At 51.6% G+C, this 18,622-nt stretch carries 12 protein-coding genes; all 12 read right to left on the bottom strand.

The annotated features are described in order from the left end of the window. Positions 1-7: 7 nt before the first annotated feature. Positions 8-2,632 (bottom strand): DNA/RNA non-specific endonuclease, encoded by a 2,625-nt coding sequence (locus GQS10_RS05850; RefSeq protein WP_166240023.1) that lies wholly within the window; start codon positions 2,630-2,632, stop codon positions 8-10. A gap of 107 nt (positions 2,633-2,739) precedes the next feature. Beyond that, a complete protein-coding gene (locus tag GQS10_RS05845; RefSeq protein WP_166240021.1) occupies positions 2,740-3,534 on the bottom strand; it encodes a 4'-phosphopantetheinyl transferase family protein in 795 nt (264 codons plus the stop codon). Between the two features lie 50 nt (positions 3,535-3,584). Beyond that, positions 3,585-4,310: a thioesterase II family protein gene (locus tag GQS10_RS05840; protein ID WP_166240019.1), complete on the bottom strand. Its 726-nt coding sequence runs from the start codon at positions 4,308-4,310 to the stop codon at positions 3,585-3,587. 10 nt (positions 4,311-4,320) lie between these two features. Next, positions 4,321-5,931 (bottom strand): serine hydrolase domain-containing protein, encoded by a 1,611-nt coding sequence (locus GQS10_RS05835; RefSeq protein WP_166240017.1) that lies wholly within the window; start codon positions 5,929-5,931, stop codon positions 4,321-4,323. Then, a complete protein-coding gene (locus GQS10_RS05830) occupies positions 5,874-6,803 on the bottom strand; it encodes an S-layer homology domain-containing protein (RefSeq protein ID WP_166240015.1) in 930 nt (309 codons plus the stop codon). The genes GQS10_RS05835 and GQS10_RS05830 overlap by 58 nt, the downstream gene beginning before the upstream one ends. A 16-nt stretch (positions 6,804-6,819) precedes the next feature. Beyond that, on the bottom strand, positions 6,820-7,806 hold the full coding sequence (locus GQS10_RS05825) for a coiled-coil domain-containing protein (protein WP_166240013.1): 987 nt from the start codon (positions 7,804-7,806) through the stop codon (positions 6,820-6,822). After that, entirely contained in the window at positions 7,799-8,671 is an 873-nt protein-coding gene (locus tag GQS10_RS05820; RefSeq protein ID WP_166240011.1) for a cell division protein FtsX, read from the bottom strand. The genes GQS10_RS05825 and GQS10_RS05820 overlap by 8 nt, the downstream gene beginning before the upstream one ends. Then, positions 8,658-9,296, bottom strand: a complete 639-nt coding sequence (locus GQS10_RS05815; RefSeq protein WP_207952160.1) for an ATP-binding cassette domain-containing protein — start codon at positions 9,294-9,296, stop codon at positions 8,658-8,660. The genes GQS10_RS05820 and GQS10_RS05815 overlap by 14 nt, the downstream gene beginning before the upstream one ends. Before the next feature lie 14 nt (positions 9,297-9,310). After that, positions 9,311-9,709 carry a hypothetical protein gene (locus tag GQS10_RS05810; protein ID WP_166240007.1) on the bottom strand — a complete coding sequence of 133 codons (399 nt, stop codon included), beginning with the start codon at positions 9,707-9,709 and terminating at the stop codon, positions 9,311-9,313. Positions 9,710-9,743: 34 nt separating this feature from the next. Continuing rightward, a complete protein-coding gene (gene cysE, locus GQS10_RS05805; protein WP_279537923.1) occupies positions 9,744-10,421 on the bottom strand; it encodes a serine O-acetyltransferase in 678 nt (225 codons plus the stop codon). Between the two features lie 22 nt (positions 10,422-10,443). Beyond that, positions 10,444-11,709, bottom strand: coding sequence for an MFS transporter (locus GQS10_RS05800; protein ID WP_166240005.1), 1,266 nt, complete (start codon positions 11,707-11,709; stop codon positions 10,444-10,446). A gap of 54 nt (positions 11,710-11,763) precedes the next feature. Continuing rightward, positions 11,764-18,609, bottom strand: coding sequence for a non-ribosomal peptide synthetase (locus GQS10_RS05795; protein ID WP_243734992.1), 6,846 nt, complete (start codon positions 18,607-18,609; stop codon positions 11,764-11,766). Positions 18,610-18,622 lie beyond the last annotated feature (13 nt).

Raw genomic sequence — 18,622 nt, 5'->3', positions numbered from 1 at the left:
TCTCCTTTCAAGACTTCATCGCGTCGTCATCCTGGATATTTATGAGATTGAATTTTTTACGATATCTCTTCTTCTTCAGGATGTTCGTCTTGGTTAGCTCGGTTTCTACCCAATGTAAATACTTTAAAAATAATCTTGTATTTTCTTTATACAGCTCTTCAAGATCGTCCGTCCCTTTGTTTTGTAAATGGGTTTCAAATTTTGCATACCTCTTCTTTTTCGTTTCAGGCCAATGCTCTGAATATTTTATCCATAAAAATTTGAGACGCTGGTGGCCATAAACCCTTGTTTTCTTCGCGATTAACTTTTTCTTGTATATCTCTCTCATCTTCTTAGGCTTATCGCGCTTCCCTACGATTGCTTCTGTAACCTTTCTTTGATTATCAGCGAAGCTTTTGCCAGCTGATCCTGTGACCTCCTCGGTGAAGTTCTGGTATTGGCCGGGACTCATCGGCGGATCATTCATCTCTTCTGGTCCCAGCAGTTCAATGGCCATATTCATGGCTTCCTCAAAGTTGGATTCATCATGTTTTTTAAGCGCCTTTTTGTGACGCTTTTCCGCTTCCGCCGCAGATACCGTCCGGTCACTTGGTGTTCCGGATAACTGCTCTGTCACGTTGAATAAGCCTTCTTTATATTGACGCAATTCTAATGCTCTCTGAATCAATGTTTTAGATAAATTCAGCAACACATCAAATTCTCGGTCTTCTTCTACTTTAGAAGTATTAAAGGCATGAACTAATTCCCGGGCATGGACTGGATTTTTTGTACCATACTGATAATGGGTAACCTCTTGGAGAGCCGAATCTCGCCTGATTTTCATTTCGCTTTGGATAGTATCAGTCGCGTTTAGCAGTTGAACAGCCACATCGGAAGTAAGTTCATCCGTTTGATCCTCGATGTTTTTGCGAATCTCCTCAATCTGCTGCCAAGCCTGCATTTCGGGAGAGTTAGGCTTCGGTAAATATCGGGACAGTATTTGTTCAACGGTTTGATGTAAATGGGTACTAATGACGCCGTTACTGCCGATTTGATTTAAGAAACGGATAAACGGCATAATGATTTTGCGTTGATTGCGCAGCGTATCGTTATCGTCCAATATGAGTTCGAACAAGTTCGTTTTTGTTCGTGCGGTTGTATTCTGAATGTTCGAAAGACCTCTTATTTCACCTGCAGTATCCCATGCGCTGTGGTCTGTGCCAGCAGCATAGGAGGAAGGTGCGGAGATATTATACTTACGGGTCTCACGCGTGTTCGCCACTTCGATCCCTTTCTTATCAATCTGGTACCACAGAAAATCCAATTGACTTGGATATTCCAGACCGGATACGTCCTTGCTGTGAGTCACGTTAACCCGATAATAGATCCACCCCTTTGCGTCATTAACTAACCCTTTAATAGGCCGTTCTACTTCCGTTTGCATGTTGGCGTTCACTTCGTTTGGGATTGGCGTTAGGTTGCGGGAGTCGTTGCCCGGTCCGCCTACATGATGGTTTAACAGGTGTCCGGCAATGTATTTTTCCTTGTTTTGGGCAGCTTTTTGTAACTCTGCTGTACGCCGATGCCAAACGTAATTGCCGCCGTTGTTTTTACTTTTTGGCTCCTCGCCCATTTTGTGATCAGGACCTAACGGGTTCGCTTCCATAAACACCCCGTCCCCAACTGCATTCGTTGAACTAAAGACGACCCTTGTTTGGAACCGGGTTGCAGCTGAGTCGTCCCTGTCGTCAAGTTCACCATATTTGTTGTTGACTCGACTTGTTATTACTTTTCGTTTTTTCTTACTCGCCTTGTAATCGGACGGTGGAATCGGTTGTAAGGTGATCCCCCTACGATTCATTTTTTTGCCGTTTGGCCTATATTCCCAGTAATTAATCGTAATCTGTTTTGCATACGTAAGATTAGAACTGGAGGAGTCCTGCTCATATTCAACGGTACTATCGAATTGAATCCATGCCTTTCCTATATTAACTAAACGCATTAGCTTCTCATGGATATCCAATACTTGTGCCGCTTCCTTCCCTGGAAGAGCCACCAGGTGTTCCGCTTGCTTGCCGTCTCCCCCTAAGCTTACTGGCAGCAAAGTATTCAACTGATAGGGTTTACCGCCGGCTGCCTGCTTCAGCTTACGCTTATATTTTAATGATGCTTTTGCTGAGGGCTCCGTTCCTTCCGGACGATCCGGTCCAATCCGCCCCTCAACACCGAGACTTGCTGGGGCTGAAGCATGCGCTCCTTTACTCTGAATTGATGTTCTCCAGTGATCCGGTGCGGTATGGGATAGACCCTCGATGGAAGCTCCAAGCCCGAGAATCGTTTCTTGCGGCTGTAATTGATCATGATCATCGGGCTGTGCGCGATGAGGGGCCCATATAATTCCAGCCCCATTGGTTTGGAGATCATCCCAACGGGTTAGCGTGCGTTGAATGCTGGGGAGCCCGCCCGGTGCAGCGTTTTGACGCATCATCTGGCTAATTGCTCGATTTCCAAGCGTTCGCTGCAGGTCGAAAGCATGTCCAGAATCGAAAGGGTCGACGTATAAGGAAGCTGTAGTTCCCTTCGTTTCCGTTATTGGGGTTTGGATCTTTGAGCTTTCTTTACCCCGAGAGTGTTTTTTATTTACATATTCCATGGCATCCCCCAATGAAAGGAAGTGATTATTACTCATATTCTTCTAATTAAGGAATTTACCTCCCTATTTATAAAAAAAGCGACCCACATCATGTGAGCCGCCTGATCCTATGAGAAATAGGTCGGAATCGCCGTACTACTCTTATCTGGTATCTTAGATCCTTCCGCCAATTCAATAAAATGCTCCGCAACTTCCTCCGCAGCAAACCTTGTGATTTCTCTTGGCAGAAATGAAGTCGTACAGCACAATGACAGTATAAAGTCCGTGCCGTTCGTGCTAAAAGGATACCGCCTGAACCTGCGGTTGTTTTGCACCTCTCCATTGAAATGGCAGCAGATCTCCTCCCGAGAGAGCTGAAACTCAATTAGCTGAATCGGCAGTGACAACCCTCTCCCGTCCGCTTTGATAAAACTTTCTTTGAGCGTCCATAAGTCATACAGATACGAAAGCTGCTCCTTAGAACTAGTCAGCGTTTGCAAACAGGCCATTTCCTGCGGGGAACAAAAGCTTTCAGCAATCGAGAGGTCCAGCGGCTTTACTGCTTCAATATCAACCCCGGCGGCCCCCGAGCCCAATCCGACTACACAGGCTACCCATTCTCCGGAATGCGAAATGTTAAATTGAAACCGCTCGTCATTGACCAGCATCGGTTTTCCGTATTCATTTGCTCGAAACTTCAGCTTGTCATTGGCAATCTTCAAGCTCAGGATCGCATAGACTCTAACTGCAACTTCCCCTACCAACGATTGATAATAGCTTTGTTTGACTCTGTACCTGCGCAGCTTTTGCTGCTTTGACGGCGGCAAATAGGCAAACGCTTGATCCAAAATCGAGGCTTCCCCCGGCGTGTTTCGAAGTTGTATCAAGGATAAAACAGATTCCTGTTGCGACAGCGCCTTCATTGCCAAGCCCCCTAACTGCTGCGTTCCAAGCCAAGCATTCCTCCTTACCGTCACCCCAGTAAAGGGATGATTTGCGCTTCGATCCGCTTTGTGACCGCTTCATTAATCGCACCCGCTACTTGCTGCATTTGTTCATGAATGAAAAAATGCCCCCCGGGAAACTCCCGATATTCAACAGCGGAAGCAAAAAGCTGCTGCCAGCCCTGCACTGCCCCTTCAGGGAGCTCATCTTTTAACCCAAACAACACCGTTGCGTCACAAGGGAGCTTCTCACGGCTCTCTTTCCAGCGATAATGGTGCAATATGCGGTAATCCCCCCGAAGCACCGGCAAAAACAGCTCTACCAGCTCGGGATGCGCAAAAAAATCGTCAGGCGTACCTTTATTCTCTCGAATATAGGATAGGAACTGTTCATCCGGCAGCGTATGGACCGGTTCGCTATAAGCCGCGACACAGGGCGCGGACTTGGCCGCCAGGAAAACATGCTCGGGTATTCGATATCCTTTTTGCACGATTGTGTGTGTTAGCTCATACGCAAGCAGGCTTCCCATGCTGTAACCGAATAACGCGTAGGGACTTTCGTCAAAGTTGATACTCCGAGAGAGATCAATAACTGCTGCCTCAACGCTTGCATACAAAGGCTCGCCAAATCTTCTGCCTCTGCCCGACAATTCGATCGGACAAAGCTCGATGCTTTCATGGAGATAAGGCTTCAGCCTCGAATACAGCATGGCCGTCCCGCCGGCATAGGGTAAACAATACAGCTTCATTTTCATTGAACTTCGCTCATTTCCTTTCTATACGCAGACGGTCGATGTTGAAAGCCGCTGCTTTCGTTTTCCCGTCCCTCTGTAAAAAATCAGTCGTTTTACGATAACTCGCAGCTAGATGCAGCACTGCAGCCAGCACCGTAATGAGTGCAATCGCTGACATGACATAGCCAATATCAGGCTGGTACAGCATAATGACGGCAAACGGTGCCCCGGCCATTTCGGGCAGCAGCATAAAAATGGCAAGAAGAAGCAGCACCTTCGGAATGATGGGCCCGAGGATGCGGTAAAACCGGCGCTTTTGTTTACGGCGTGACACCGAATCGAACCAAAACTGGGAAAGGGAAGCAAGCAGGAAAAAGGCAAGCACAACGTTCATCACCTGCTGCGTGCCCTTCAGATCCTCGGCAGCCCTTTCAATGGGACGGCCTTTGATCATGTCGGCGATATTGCTGCTCAGCTTATACAGCATCGGCGTCAGGCTCAGAGAGCTGTTCGCATTCGCCATCAGCACAACGCCCCAAGGCTGCTCCTCATTAACAATAATCATTGCGCTGTGAAAATGAGCCAGATCCCCGTGATGCCACTTCGATCCGCTGGACATATTGATATACCAGCCCATGCCATACCCTACCTCCGGCGATTGCCGTAGTCCCGGCTCAAACAGCGCGGCGAAGCCTTTTTCCGATAATAGAGCTGCTGTTCCCCCCGCCTGGATATGGGCCGAAACATACTTCGTCATATCCTCCGCCGTTGAGATAACGTATCCGGTTGCTACATCGTTGGACAAATACGGCTGCTCGGTGGGGATCGGCCTGCCGAACCACGTGCGGTACCCCGTTGCGATCCCCCGCTCCTTCGCCTCTTCATACGATGTAAAACTGCTGGACATGTTAAGCGGGGCGAAAATATGTTCGTATATGTACTGGTTCAGCGATTTCCCAGTCACCGATTCGACAAGCAGACCCAGCAAGGTATAGTTAATGTTCGAATACTCGAACGCCTCGCCCGGAGCGGAATGAAGAATCAGCCCGCCGTATTTATCCACGCGTTCCCTCATCGTTAGGTCTTCTGTAAGGGCTAGATCCGAACGCCCCTGTGCTTCTGTCAGCCCGCTCGTCTGATGAAGCAGATGGCGCACGGTGATGTTCTTTCCCCATTCGGGATGGTCGAACACCAGTTCGGGAACGTATTTTGTAATCGGGGTCTCAAGTTCAAGCTGCCCCTTTTCCACCAGCTGCATCACTGCGACTGCTGTGAACGATTTACTCGTCGATCCAAGTATCATCGGCGTTTGCGCCGTCATCGGCCGGCCGCCGGGATCAGCCACTCCATAGCCCTTCAAGAATAGGGTCTTCTCTCCCTTCACTAGGCCAAGAGAGAGACCCGGTAAGCCGGAGGCCGCAAGCTCCTCCCTAAGATATGCGTCAATGCGCTGAATCAGCGCTTCGTCTTCGGTCGCATTTTGTGCGAGAAGGGAGTTCGGCGCCCATCCTAGGCTGAACAAAATGACAAGTAAAAACCGGATGAGCAGCGAGCGCTTAGCCGTCAAGAAGGGCTTGGCGAAGGTCATTGCTTGATTCCCTTTGGCGCAGCCCGATTCGTTCTCCGTCCGAAGAACAGCCAAATGACTGCTGCGGCCAATACGATCAGAGCGCCGCCTATTGCATACAACACACTGTTACTCGATTGATTGTCCGGTGCCGGCATGTGATGCTGATGGTGATGGTGGCCCGAGGCCGATGCCAATTCAGCCTCGACAAATTGTCCGCCCTTAAGCTTAAGAAAGGCCAGCGCATTTCCATTGCCGTGATTTTCGGAGATCCAGCTCTCCTCCAATTGTTTTCCGGTCCACATGCTAAGATCGGTCGGTCCGTTCAGCACCTTTGGATGATCGGTAAGCGAATACGATTTCCCGCCAATGACAACCGTATACTTAGCATAGGCGGATTCCTTTTCGCCGATCATTTCCGACTCTACCTTTTCGATCGTACCGGTCGGCCCCTGACTCATACCAGCTGTCGCAAACAATGTCGTACCGCCCGCCGAAGCGTCAAGCTTCGTCAGCATCCACTGGACAAATTGCTCCCGCGTCATTTCCTGATCTACGTTATCCGTAATCTGAAGCTTTCCGTTCCAGTAGACGGAAATGACATCCTTCAGCGTGGCGTTCCCCTCCAGACTCGGAAGTAAGCCCTTATCGACAACGGCTTGTCCCAGAGCTTTCCGATCCTTCTGACTCCCCGGCTCCAGCATGCTGCCGCCCCAAAAAGCCAGATCGGCGCGTGTTAATTTATCCGCAGGCTTAAACAAGCTCGTTCCTTCATCGTACGTAATTACGTTCAAAGCGCGAAGCTTCACTACAGCCTCTAAGGCGGGGGAATCCTGCAAATCCTCAAACAAATTTTTATCGTTTGTCACATGGGCAAATACGCTGCTCGGCATCAGCACTGCTGCCAAGATCATGAAGAGCAGTACCGTTTGGATTTTCGATTTCATTAGGCCGCAGTCTCCTTTATTCCTTCATGTTTTCAAGCGGTTGAATAATGACAGCCCCTGTCGTGGACTCGACAAAAAAGTCGGAAGAAGCTTGATTCGATATGCTGCGATAAGGAATTTCAAAGCCTTTGAGTATCCCCAACAGCTCTTCCGGAATTTGAAAGCCGTTCACAAAGCCAGCCTCAAATTCCAGGGCAACCAAATCACCGTCTTTACGCTGAATCATACCGACCAATATAACCTCGGCATCATTTCGTGCAAAATACGCGTAAATGTGATCGTAGCGGAAATAGTAGCGCATCTTACTTTTTTCGTTGATTAAGTCCTGCTCCAACCGATACGGCGAAGCAGACGAACGCTGGCGGATAAATGCAGTTGGATCGGCTTCAATCAGATCCTTGTCCGCCTTTAGCTCCAACAGGTAGCCGATGTTTTCGGTCCACAGCCGGGAAATCGCTTTTTCGATTTCTTCCTCCGATGCCCCCTTCAGCTCCTGCTGAAGTCGCTGACGCTTTTGCATACTCGACTGGATAAGTCCAAGCAGCGCTTCATAATCCTGCTTCGTGCGGACCGCGTTTCGCAGCGGGACATATTCTTTATGCAGCTGCTCCAGCTTTGCCAAATCTTGGTCCAGCTTCTGCCGATACCACTGCTGAAAGGCCAGCACATCGATCATTTCCTCGCCCTGCATCATAAGCTCAAGATATGCATCCGCTGCGGCTGTCCGATAAAACTTCAAAATCGGCTCGAATTCCTCCGATTGCTCGCGGTACTTCTGCCGCTTCTCTTCCGCCTCTTCGCTCATCGTCTCCAGCTCGGCCGCAGTCCGTTTTAACTCTTCTTGCAGAGCGAGCACCGACTCCTCGGAATCAAAGGATTGCATAAAGCTCCCGAAGGTTCCCGTTAAATGGGCGAATACACTTTGAAACGGAGTGACCGTGAACAGGATCAGGAACAGGAAAGAAGCCCCAACGAATACGGTCCTATTCCTATGTTTACGCATGCTTGATCATCCTTCGAGTTGACGTGTAGCTCCCCATTGCGCCCAGCAATGTGCCGCCGGCAATGGTAATAACCATCGTTGCGATCACGAGCGAATCCGGCAGCCGGATGAACGTCAGCCAGTTGGGATTCATTTCATTGATCACGAGTGAATATCCCATATAGATCGTAAGCGCGGCAGGAATACTTCCCAGCATCCCCAGCAAACCGGCTTGAATCATGTACTGACCGCGAACATAGAGCGGTCTGGCTCCAAGCAGCAGCTTGATGCGAATCGCCTTTTGATTTTGATACAGCATAAGATTGACGGTCATAATCACAGAGAACAGACTGACGAAAAACAGTAATCCGGTCGCCGCGGCACCATAAGTACCCGCTTTTTCCGACCAGGCAATCACCTGCGTAACATAGCCTTGCGAATAAATCACCTCGGAAATGCCCGGCATCGTTTGCAGCTGCTGCGCAATGTAGGGAATCTGCGCCGGGTCATGGACCTCGATCGTAATCATATCCGGGTACCCGCTCTCCAGAAAAACGTCCAGCAAATGGTCGCGCTCCTGAAACAGCTCCTTCATTTTGGCTACGGTTTCTTCCTTCGTTTCGATATCCAGCCGCTTCACAAAGCTTTTCTCCTGCAGAACGTGTGCCAAGGCTGCTGTCTCCGCCATTTGTTCATCGACAAACAGCTTAATCTTGGATTGCGAAACCAAATAATCGGACAAATGCTGCACCCCGGATTGCAGCAGGAACAAGCTTCCGCAGAGGGTAAGGAACAAATAAATTAAACCGATCGTCGCCAACGCCGGCCCTTTATTTCGGAGAATGTCCTCCCTTGCTTCATCTAGTATAAATTTAAGCTCCGACAACCTCCGTGACACCCCCTTCCTGCAGCCGGATTTTTTGAAAAGGAAACCGGGTGACGAGCTCCTGCGAATGGGTCGCCATGATGATCGTGATCCCCTCGGCTTCGTGCAGCTGAACGAGCAGCTTCATGACATTCACGGCATGCTCCATGTCCAAATTTCCGGTTGGCTCATCAGCCAGCAAAATGTGCGGCTCGCTTAGAAGCGCTCTTGCGATCGCAACCCGCTGCTGCTCGCCCCCCGAGATTTGATGAGGAAACCGGTCTTCCTTGCCTTCCAGCCCAACCTTATGAATCAAATCGATCGTTTTTCGATGAATTTCATCTGCTTTCATGCCCAGGATTTGTGCGGCTAACGCGACATTTTCATAGACCGTCTTACGATCCAGCAGCTCAAACGATTGAAACACCGTTGCCACCTTGCGGCGCAGCTTCCAGCGAGGATCCTTTTTCAAATCCTCACCCATGATGCTGATGCTGCCCTGGTAATGCTCAATCTCGCGATAGAGAAGCTTCAGCAGCGTACTCTTCCCCGACCCGGATGGGCCGAGGAGGTACGTAAAGCTGCCGGTGGCAAACTCCAGATTCACATTGCGCAGAACCGCATGCTGCTCGTACTGTACGGACACATTGTCAAAAACAATCATCCCTCAACACGGATCCTTCTTTGCTTGAAGCCCCCTGTAATGCTTGCCGCAATCAGAAGTAATAAGGTGGCGTAAAATCCAAGCTGCATTGTCACATGAGGCGGCGCGTCTTCCGGCAGCTCGATGCCGCGTACATGATAGCCGAAGTTGTCCCATGCGGTACCAACGAGCAGGACAACCGTAGCAAGGATAAGTAATAGGCTGAGCGGCTTGCTCTGCGGACGATCCGACTTGAAATATTTATACGAAAAGGCAACGAGCAGAAATGGCGCGATAACCATCGGCCAATGCGGAACTGGAATATACTCCACGTCAACTATGCGCGTTTGATGGTAAATTTCATCCCAAACCAAACCGATAAAATGCAGCAGAACAGATAGCCATAACCATTTCATTTCTTCCATCACCCTTCATGATTGGATTTTTAAGTTAAGCATGAACAGGCTCGCGCGCCTGCATTTCTTCTTGCTTCGATTTGAGCTCGTCCAGCTCTGCTTTGAGCTCGCGGATCATCGCGGCCATTTCCGCCAGCTGTTCGCCTACCGGGTCTGGCAGCTTCGTTTGCTCCAAATCGTCCTCGGCGCGGTCCGACCGACCGTTCCGCTTCACGATTTTGCCGGGAATACCGACGACCGTGCAGTGAGGCGGGACTTCCTTCAAAACAACCGCTCCGGCCCCGACCTTTGAGTAATCCCCTACCTTAAAAGGTCCGAGTACTTTGGCCCCGGCACTAATGACCACATGATTTCCAATGGTCGGGTGTCGTTTCCCCGAAATCTTCCCTGTGCCTCCCAACGTCACTCCTTGATATATCGTTACATCATCCCCGATCTCTACCGTTTCCCCAATGACTACGCCAACGCCGTGATCGATAAACAAACCTTTGCCGATTACTGCAGCGGGGTGAATATCCACTCCCGTCAAGAAACGATTAAAGGCAGCGACCATACGCGCCAGCATTTTACGATTGCGCGCGTGCAAACCATGCGCCACTCGATGCAGCAGAACCGCATGGAAGCCCGGATAACACAGCATGACCTCCCACTTGCTTCTTGCCGCCGGATCTCGTGCCATGATGGAACGAATATCATAAGAGACAGAATTCAACGGTTTTCACCTCCCTTCTCAGCTATACCGACACTTCTTTGGCTTGAACGGGCTCATCGACCGTATAGCTGCGAATCTGTTCCTTGAACAATAGGAACAACCCGCTGGACACAATAAGCGCAGAGCTAATGATCATAATCCAATCTACACTGAGCCAAAAGGAGAGCAGGCCGCCGAGCAAACCGCCAAGCGGAAGCGAGATGCTGGCCAGCGTTGATACGGCGGACATGACTCGTCCTAGCAAATGCTCCTTTGTCATGAGCTGGACAAACGACGTTAACAGCACCGTGTTCAGACCGGAGCAGATGCCAAACAAAATGACTGCGACCAGCTTCCATACGAATTGATGCGGCAGCAGCACAAACAGAATGAGAGCGATGCCCTCTCCGATCCAAAATGCGCTCATGACCAGCCCGTTCTTCGGGAGGGCATTACTCAGCAGAGCGCCAATGATCATGCCGACGAACGATGCGACGTACAGCAGGCTGAAGTAAAATGCCGAGCCGAACGATTCGCCGACCGATGGGATGACGATAATGACAATCGCCATGCCAAGATTGGAAATAGCGGAAAGAGGCAGAACGAGCCGCAGAAAATCATTGTTCAGCACGAACTGCATGCCTTCTTTTAACTCGGATAAGTAGGTCTTGAAGTTGGCCGGCAGCCGTTCCCCCTGCTCCAGGTCCGCTTCTTCAAGACCGGGAGCGGGAGTGGCGGCAAGCCGTTTCGTTAAAATAAAGTAAGCGGCGCAGGCCGCAAGCAGCATGGCAGCGGATAAAAATAACGTTTGGTTGACGCCGAAGGCCACGATAATACTGCCGCCGGCCAGGAAGCCGGCCAAGTTAATGATCTCGTCGGTGGAACCAATAATGGAATTCCCTGCGAACAGATCCTCCTTGCCTCGTAATATCCGAGGCAGCAGTGTGTTAATCGCCGGATAATACAAGGCGGAGAACAATGCCGCTATGAATAGAAGTGCCAATAGCAGCGGCACCTGATTTCCGGCCACCCCAAGGAATGGGATGGCCGCGATAATCACGGACTGGACCAGCAGCGCGATCCCGGCCAGCAGCGCCGGCGAGTATCGGTCGATGATCGGTCCGAAGGCAAAGCTGAACAGCAGCGCCACCGACATCGCGCTGTAGGCGAGACCGGTGAAGGCGACCGAGCCCGAGGCGGTTTGCACAAGCCAAAGGATCGCCATGAAGTAGACGCTGTCAGCAATGTTTGCGATGGTTCGGGAGCCGACGAACAGTGAAAAGCTGGTGTTTTTGAAAATCCGAAGCATGAAGACACTCCTCGCATGATTGAAGTACGTTTATACCGTCTCGTTCGGGCTTTGTTATGTTGTCACTACCGGCTCATCGGTTCGGTTCCAGATCGCATCCAAGATGCCTCGCAGCATCAAAGCCGTCGCCTGCCGGTGCATCGGATTGGTCATCATGCTTTCATGGCTTCCGAGCGCTTGATACTCCCTGCATTCCCCTTCGGTTACCTCGTTCCAGGACAACGGATGATCCGCAAATTCCTCCGAACGAATGAGATGCACTTCCGCAGATACAGCACCCTCATTTTGCAGCGCATTGTAGTACTTCTTATATCCCAGCATCGTGTTCTCGACCTGGTTACGGATCGCCGGATTGGCAAGCACATCCTGGTACATTCCTCCATCGTCAAGCACGTCTCGGACTTCGGCCAAGGCTTCTTCCTCCGATTGCGACAAGCTTTCTGTTTTGCGGTAGGCATCAATCAATACTAAATGGCTGACCCGATGTCCCCGCTGCTCCAGTGCCTTGGCGACCTCGAACGCAAGGTTGCCGCCGACGGAATATCCCGCGAGAATGAGCGGATCAGACTCGTTATGCTTCGCTTCGATCATCTCCACGTACCGCTGCAGGCGATCCTCTTCCGGAATAAAGTCAAACCCGTACACATTGCAATCCGGCAGCTGCTCTGCCAGCGGCTCATAAACGACGCCATAGCCGGCGAGCGGCGGGAAGAAGAAGATCGACTCCGCTTTCTCTTTGCTTTGCAGGACGGTGACAGGCTGGTCGAGCAAATAACCGGCTCGAATCCGATCGATCATAGCCGCCTGCTCACGGACGGTCTCCTGCTGGAATACGAAGCGCAGCGGAAGCTCGACACTGCACTGCTTCATAATTTCACCGACGAGCGCAACCGCCTTCAGCGAATGCCCGCCGAGTTCGAAGAATCGATCGAGCACTCCTACCCGCGGAACACCTAGCAGCTTCTCCCAGATATGGCAGAGCGTGTTCTCCGTATCCGTTTCTGGGGCTACATAATTGCTTTCCCGATGCGAAGCGGTATCCGGATCAGGCAGTGCCTTGCGGTCCACCTTGTTATTTGGAGTCAGCGGCAGCTTATCAAGATACATAACGTAATTCGGGATCATGTACTCCGGCAGGCGCTCACTCAAAATCAACTTCCACTGTGCGTAGCTGTGCTCGATATCGGAAACGACGTAAGCGCACAGGTAGCTTTGGCCTTGACTATCTTTTTTCGCGGTAACGACGGCTTCCTTCACCCCAGGCGTCGATCGGATGAGCTCCTCGATTTCTCCCAATTCAATCCGGTAGCCGCGAATTTTCACCTGAAAATCCATCCGGCCATAATACTCAAGGCTTCCGTCCGGGAGCCACCTTGCCAAGTCCCCGGATTTGTACATCATCTTGCCGGGCAGGAACGGAATCGATACGAATTTTTCCGCCGTCAATTCGTCGCGGTTCCAATACCCCTTGGACATGCCGTCGCCGGCAATGCACAGCTCGCCGGGGACACCAAGCGGCTGCAGCTCGTGGTTTGCATCCACGATCAGAATGGCCGTGTTCTGCAGCGGCCTGCCGATCGTGACACGTGCCGCATCGGTGACGTTGCCGATCGTGCACCACACTGTAAATTCGGTCGGCCCGTATACGTTAAAAATTTCAGCCGACGTGACGGTGCTGCGAAGCTTGTTCAGCAGGGTGAGCGGCAGCTCCTCGCCCCCAACCATGATTTCTCGAATCGAACCGAGCTTAGCGGTCGCTTCCGGATGAGAAAGAATAAATTCAACCGTGGACGGCGTTGCCTGCAGCATCGAAACCCGCTGTTTTTCGATCAAATCAAGCAGACGCGTCACTTCCCTGCGCTCCAGCTCGTCGCACATGACCACTTCCATGCCGCTGCAAAGCGGAAGCAGCGTTTCCGTGACGAAAATGTCAAATGATACGGTCGTTAGGCACAATATCGATCGGCCAGCCTCGAATGGGATATGCTCCCTCATGCCGCACATAAAGTTATGGACCGCTTGATGAGAAATCATGACCCCTTTCGGACGGCCCGTGGAGCCCGAGGTGTAAATGACATAAGCCAAATCCTTCGCATCTATCGGCACAGCGAGATTGGCTGGACTCTCTTCGGCGTACAACGCCGGATTCGAGACATTCATCGTTTGACCGATGTAGTTCAAGCCTTCAACCTGGTCATGATCGGCTAGAAGAACGGTAACCGCTGCATCTTCCAGCATGAATTGGATGCGCTCCAACGGGAACGACGGGTCAATCGGCACATATGCAGCTCCAGCTTTCAGCACCGCGAGCAGTCCGACCATCAAATTCGTGGATCGTTCCAGATGAAGCCCGATGATCGCGCCTTTTTCCGCTCCATTGCGGCGAAGTACGTTGGCCAGACGGTTTGCAGCTTCATTCAGCTGCCGATACGTCAATGCATTGGTGCCGCAGCGAATGGCGACCGCGTCCGGTGTTTGCCGCGCCTGCTCCTCAAACAGCTGATCTATCGACCGCTCCCGCTCATAAGCAGTCTCATTTTCTTTCAGGGTACGAAGCAGCCATTCCCGCTCGCGCTCCGGCACCATATTCAGTCGGCCAATCTCGGCCTGCGGCTGGTCCGTCAAGGATTGAAGCAAGGTGTGGAAATGCTCCGATAGGATTCGTATCGTCTCCGCCTTGAACAATTGCGTGTTGTATTCGAACTCGGCGATCCATCCGTCAGCGGTTTCCGTCACATCAAGCGTAAGATCAAATTTGGATACATTGGTTTCAAATTCCATCGCTTGCACCGTGAGGTCATCCATGCGGAGCTGCTGCTCTTCCAATTCATGATAAGAGAACATCACGTCAAACAACGGGTTACGGCTTAAATCCCGGCGCAGCTGCAGCCGGTCCACCAGCTCCTCAAACGGATAATCCTGATGTGCGAAAGCCTCCAGAGCATGTCTCTTCACTTCTTGGATATAATCAGCAGCCGTTTTTCCGGCCTCCGGATAAGTCCGTAAAGCAAGCGTATTGACAAACAATCCAATCAGATGCTCCAGCCCTGCATAGCGCCGACCGGAAACCGGTGTGCCGATGATGATATCGGTTTGACCCGAATACTTGGCAAGAAGCATCGAAAATGCCCCCAGCAGCGTCATAAACGGCGTCGCTTCCATTTGCTTCGAGAACGATTTGATTTTCTCGGCAAGCGGCTTGGATATAACAAATCGCTCTCTGCTGCCGTCAAACGTTTGCGTAACCGGACGACGATAATCTGTCGGCAGGTTCAGTACCGGGAGCTCCCCAGCGAAAACATCCAGCCAATACTGCTCGAGGCTTTGACTACCACCCTCCGCTAACAAACGGTTTTGCCATACGGCGTAGTCTTTGTAGTCGAGCTCCAGCCCCGGGAGTGCTTCTCTCCGGTAAAAGGCGGCGAAATCGGACATCAGCACATCCATAGCCATTCCGTCGGCTGCAATATGATGCATGTCAAACACGAAGAGATGCTTCTCGGCGTGAATTGGAATCACCGATAAGCGGATTAATGGAGGCTGACTCAGGTCAAAAGGACGAATCAGCGACGAAACCAAGAGCTTAACATCCTGCCCCTCGCCACGAATCCATTGCACCTCCGTCTTCATATTTTGGTGGATTCTCTGGACAATTTCCCCCTCGATCATGGCAAATTCCGTCCGCAGCGTTTCATGCCGCTGCAGCAGCTGGTCCAGCGCGTCCTGAACTCGCACCGGATCCAGAGCACCAACCACCGTAAACAGAGCCGGCATATTGTAGCTGGTTCCTGCTTCCTCTAATTGTTGAAGGAAGTACATTCGCCTCTGTACCGGCGATACGGGATACCACTCTCTTTCCTCGGCCTTTTCAATTGCGGAAAATACGGTGCTGTCTCGCGTTTCCAAGCAATTCGCCAAATCATGCAGGATCGGGTGCTGGAACACATCGTTTAGGGTCATTTTGATGTTCAGCTGCTGCGTCACCCGCCCGGACAGCATCATCGCCCGCAACGAATTGCCGCCAAGCTCAAAAAAGTGATCCTTCGCGCTTACTTGCTCCACCTGCAGGATGTCCGCCCAAAGAAGGGCAAGCTTCCGCTCCATCCCTGTCGCAGGAGCAACAAATGCCTTGGACGAGACTTCGTGAAGCGGATATCCCTCCAGCATTCTGCGGTTAATCTTGCCGTTGGCCGTTAACGGCAGCTGCTCCAGGAAAACAAATGCGGATGGAAGCATGTACTCCGGCAGTCGTCCGTAAAGGTGCCGGCGAATGGAGTCGGCCGAAGGCTGGCTTTGTCCCCTTGTTTCCAGGACGAGGAAGGCAGCTATAGCCATCGTACCGTTCAGCAGCCGGGTAATGACTGCAGCTTCCCGTACCTCAGGAAGATTGCGGATCGCACTTTCGATTTCACCCAGCTCGATGCGGAAGCCTCTCAGCTTCACCTGCCCATCCAGCCGCTCCCCATATTCGATATGGCCATCCGGCAGCAGGCGAACCCGATCCCCGGTACGATAGGTCACGCTGTTTAAGCCGGGCAGACGGACAAATTTCTCGCGGGTCAGCTCCTCACGGTTCAAGTATCCCAACGAGACGCCGTCGCCGCCGATATACAACTCGCCCCACACGCCAATCGGCTGAGGTTGCAAGTGTGAATTGAGAATGTAGAGTGACGTTTGGTTAATCGGCTTCCCGATCGGAATGGTATAAGACTTATCGTCAACCGCGCCGATCGGATAATAGGTTGCAAAAACCGTCGTTTCCGTCGGTCCGTAAACATGAAGCATTTTGCCGGAACCGAGGACGGACATCGCTTTTCGCACATGCTGAATCGAAACCTTTTCGCCGCCAAACAGCACTTTTCTTACCCCGCAAAAGCAGTACGGCTCCAAATCGATTAACGTATTGAATAATGCAGTTGTCAGGAACATCACGCTAATTTGTTCTTCACGGATCAATTGAGTCAGTCTTGCGACATCCTGCATCGCCTGCCGGGAGACCAGTACAAGCTTGGCCCCGTTCAGGAGCGAACCGAAAATATCGAATACGGATCCGTCAAAAGCGTAATTTGAAAGCTGCAGCAGCGCATCTTCCTCGGTGATCTCAATATAGTTCGTGTTGTTTACGACTCGAATTACATTGCGGTGTGTGGTTAGAATACCTTTCGGTTTACCGGTCGTTCCGGAGGTATACATGATGTAAGCAATGTCGTCCAAGGCCGTGACTTCCGGTAAATCGTCAGTCGCTGCCGCATAAAGCTCAGGGTCAGCAATATCGATTACATCGACCAATTGAAACCCAGCGTCCCGGTCCATCGCTGACGTTAACAGGACGGCTGCTTCACTATCCTGAAGGATGGACGAAACGCGTTCATCCGGGTACGACGGATCCAAAGGAATGTATGCCGCCCCTGCCTTGAGGGTCGCCAAAATGCTTACGATCATCTCTGGTGAACGGTCTACACGCAGCGCTACTCGCGGCTGCTTCGCATGCTGCAGCCGAGCCTTGAGCACATGGGCCATACGGTTCGCCATCGCATTCAGCTCGGAATAGCTCCAGCTCTCGTCCTCAAAGACGAGTGCTGTCCGGTTCGGATGGAGCTTGACCTGCTCCTCGAATATCCAGGAAATAGATCCCCTATTTACGGGAACAGCCTCTACTTCCTCTTCCGTGTCGGCCGCTTGAACGAGCCGCTTTGCAGCAGCGATATCCTCTGCCGTGCGGATCTCGATCTCGGAAAACAGGCGTGACGGTTCGGAAATCACCGATTCGATCGCTTGTTCGAAGTGACGAAGCATGCGAGCAACCGTCTGTTCCGTAAACAACGCGGTGCTGTATTCGATATCCAAATGAATCCGGTCATTTCCGCTGAACACCTCGAATGTCAGATCAAATTTAGCCGTATCGCTTTCAACCGTGTATGGACGGAACGAGAGCCGCTCCGTTTGCATTTCCGGCATCTCCATGTTTTGTACAGCGAACATCGTATCAAATAAAGGAGTCCTGCTCGTATCGCGGGATACGCCGAGCTTCTCCACCAGATCATCAAACGGGTAATCCTGATGCTCAAATGCGTCCAACACATGCCGCTTCACCTGCTCCAGCAACTTTGTGAACGTCATACTTGGACTTACCTGCGTACGAATGGCAAGGGTGTTAACAAACATGCCGACAACCCTCTCCATATCGGGATGGTTTCGCCCGGCAACAGGAGTTCCAACGATTAAATCTTCGTTCCCGCTGTATTTAGCAAGGAGCAGATTGTAAATCGAAAACAGAGTCATAAACAGGGTTGCGCCATGCTCTTGGTTAAATTGTTGGATCCGGCTCGTTAACTCAGGGCTGAGTGTGTATCGATACCTCGAGCCCTCGAACTGCTTAACAGCCGGCCGCAGGTAATCCGTAGGCAGCTCCAGCACCGGCAGCTCGCCGGACAGCCGCTCCAGCCAATACATCTCGTGCTTGCGGAACGTCTCCGATCCGTTGTACGTTTGCTGCCAAACCGCATAGTCCCGGTACTGCACACGCAGCGGTTCCAGCCGCTCCCCTGCGTACAGCCTCGTCACTTCATCGACGAGAACACCCATCGAAACACCATCGGAAATGATATGGTGCATGTCGATGAACAGCACATACCGTTCCTCGTCTATGCGTATCACGGCCGCCCGGAACAGCGGCGCCTTGGCCAACTCGAACGGCTGCACGAGCTCCTCCATCATTCGAGGCAGCTCCTCCTCGGTGCATTCCAGCAGGGACACGTTCAGCTCCGCCGTGTCCCGTACGATCTGTACCGGCTCCCCATCCCGCAGCTCGAAGCCTGTCCGCAGCGTCTCATGCCTATCGCACAACTGCTGCAGCGCCGACTTCAGCCGCTCGAATTCCAGCGGTCCCTCAACCGCCATAAATTCCGGGATG

Source organism: Paenibacillus turpanensis, assembly GCF_011421635.1.
GTDB lineage: Bacteria > Bacillota > Bacilli > Paenibacillales > YIM-B00363 > Paenibacillus_AK > Paenibacillus_AK turpanensis.
The sequence above is the reverse complement of the archived record's forward strand: the minus strand, read 5'-3'. Positions and strand labels throughout refer to the sequence as shown.

What these genes read in the sequence shown, in the direction of transcription:
- GQS10_RS05800 (WP_166240005.1), bottom strand. Translation starts at nt 11,709, where the DNA reads ATGCTTCGGATTTTCAAAAACACCAGCTTTTCACTGTTCGTCGGCTCC.
- GQS10_RS05795 (WP_243734992.1), bottom strand. Translation starts at nt 18,609, where the DNA reads ATGGCGGTTGAGGGACCGCTGGAATTCGAGCGGCTGAAGTCGGCGCTG.
- GQS10_RS05825 (WP_166240013.1), bottom strand. Translation starts at nt 7,806, where the DNA reads ATGCGTAAACATAGGAATAGGACCGTATTCGTTGGGGCTTCTTTCCTG.
- GQS10_RS05850 (WP_166240023.1), bottom strand. Translation starts at nt 2,632, where the DNA reads ATGGAATATGTAAATAAAAAACACTCTCGGGGTAAAGAAAGCTCAAAG.
- GQS10_RS05845 (WP_166240021.1), bottom strand. Translation starts at nt 3,534, where the DNA reads ATGAAGGCGCTGTCGCAACAGGAATCTGTTTTATCCTTGATACAACTT.
- GQS10_RS05830 (WP_166240015.1), bottom strand. Translation starts at nt 6,803, where the DNA reads ATGAAATCGAAAATCCAAACGGTACTGCTCTTCATGATCTTGGCAGCA.
- GQS10_RS05840 (WP_166240019.1), bottom strand. Translation starts at nt 4,310, where the DNA reads ATGAAAATGAAGCTGTATTGTTTACCCTATGCCGGCGGGACGGCCATG.
- GQS10_RS05810 (WP_166240007.1), bottom strand. Translation starts at nt 9,709, where the DNA reads ATGAAATGGTTATGGCTATCTGTTCTGCTGCATTTTATCGGTTTGGTT.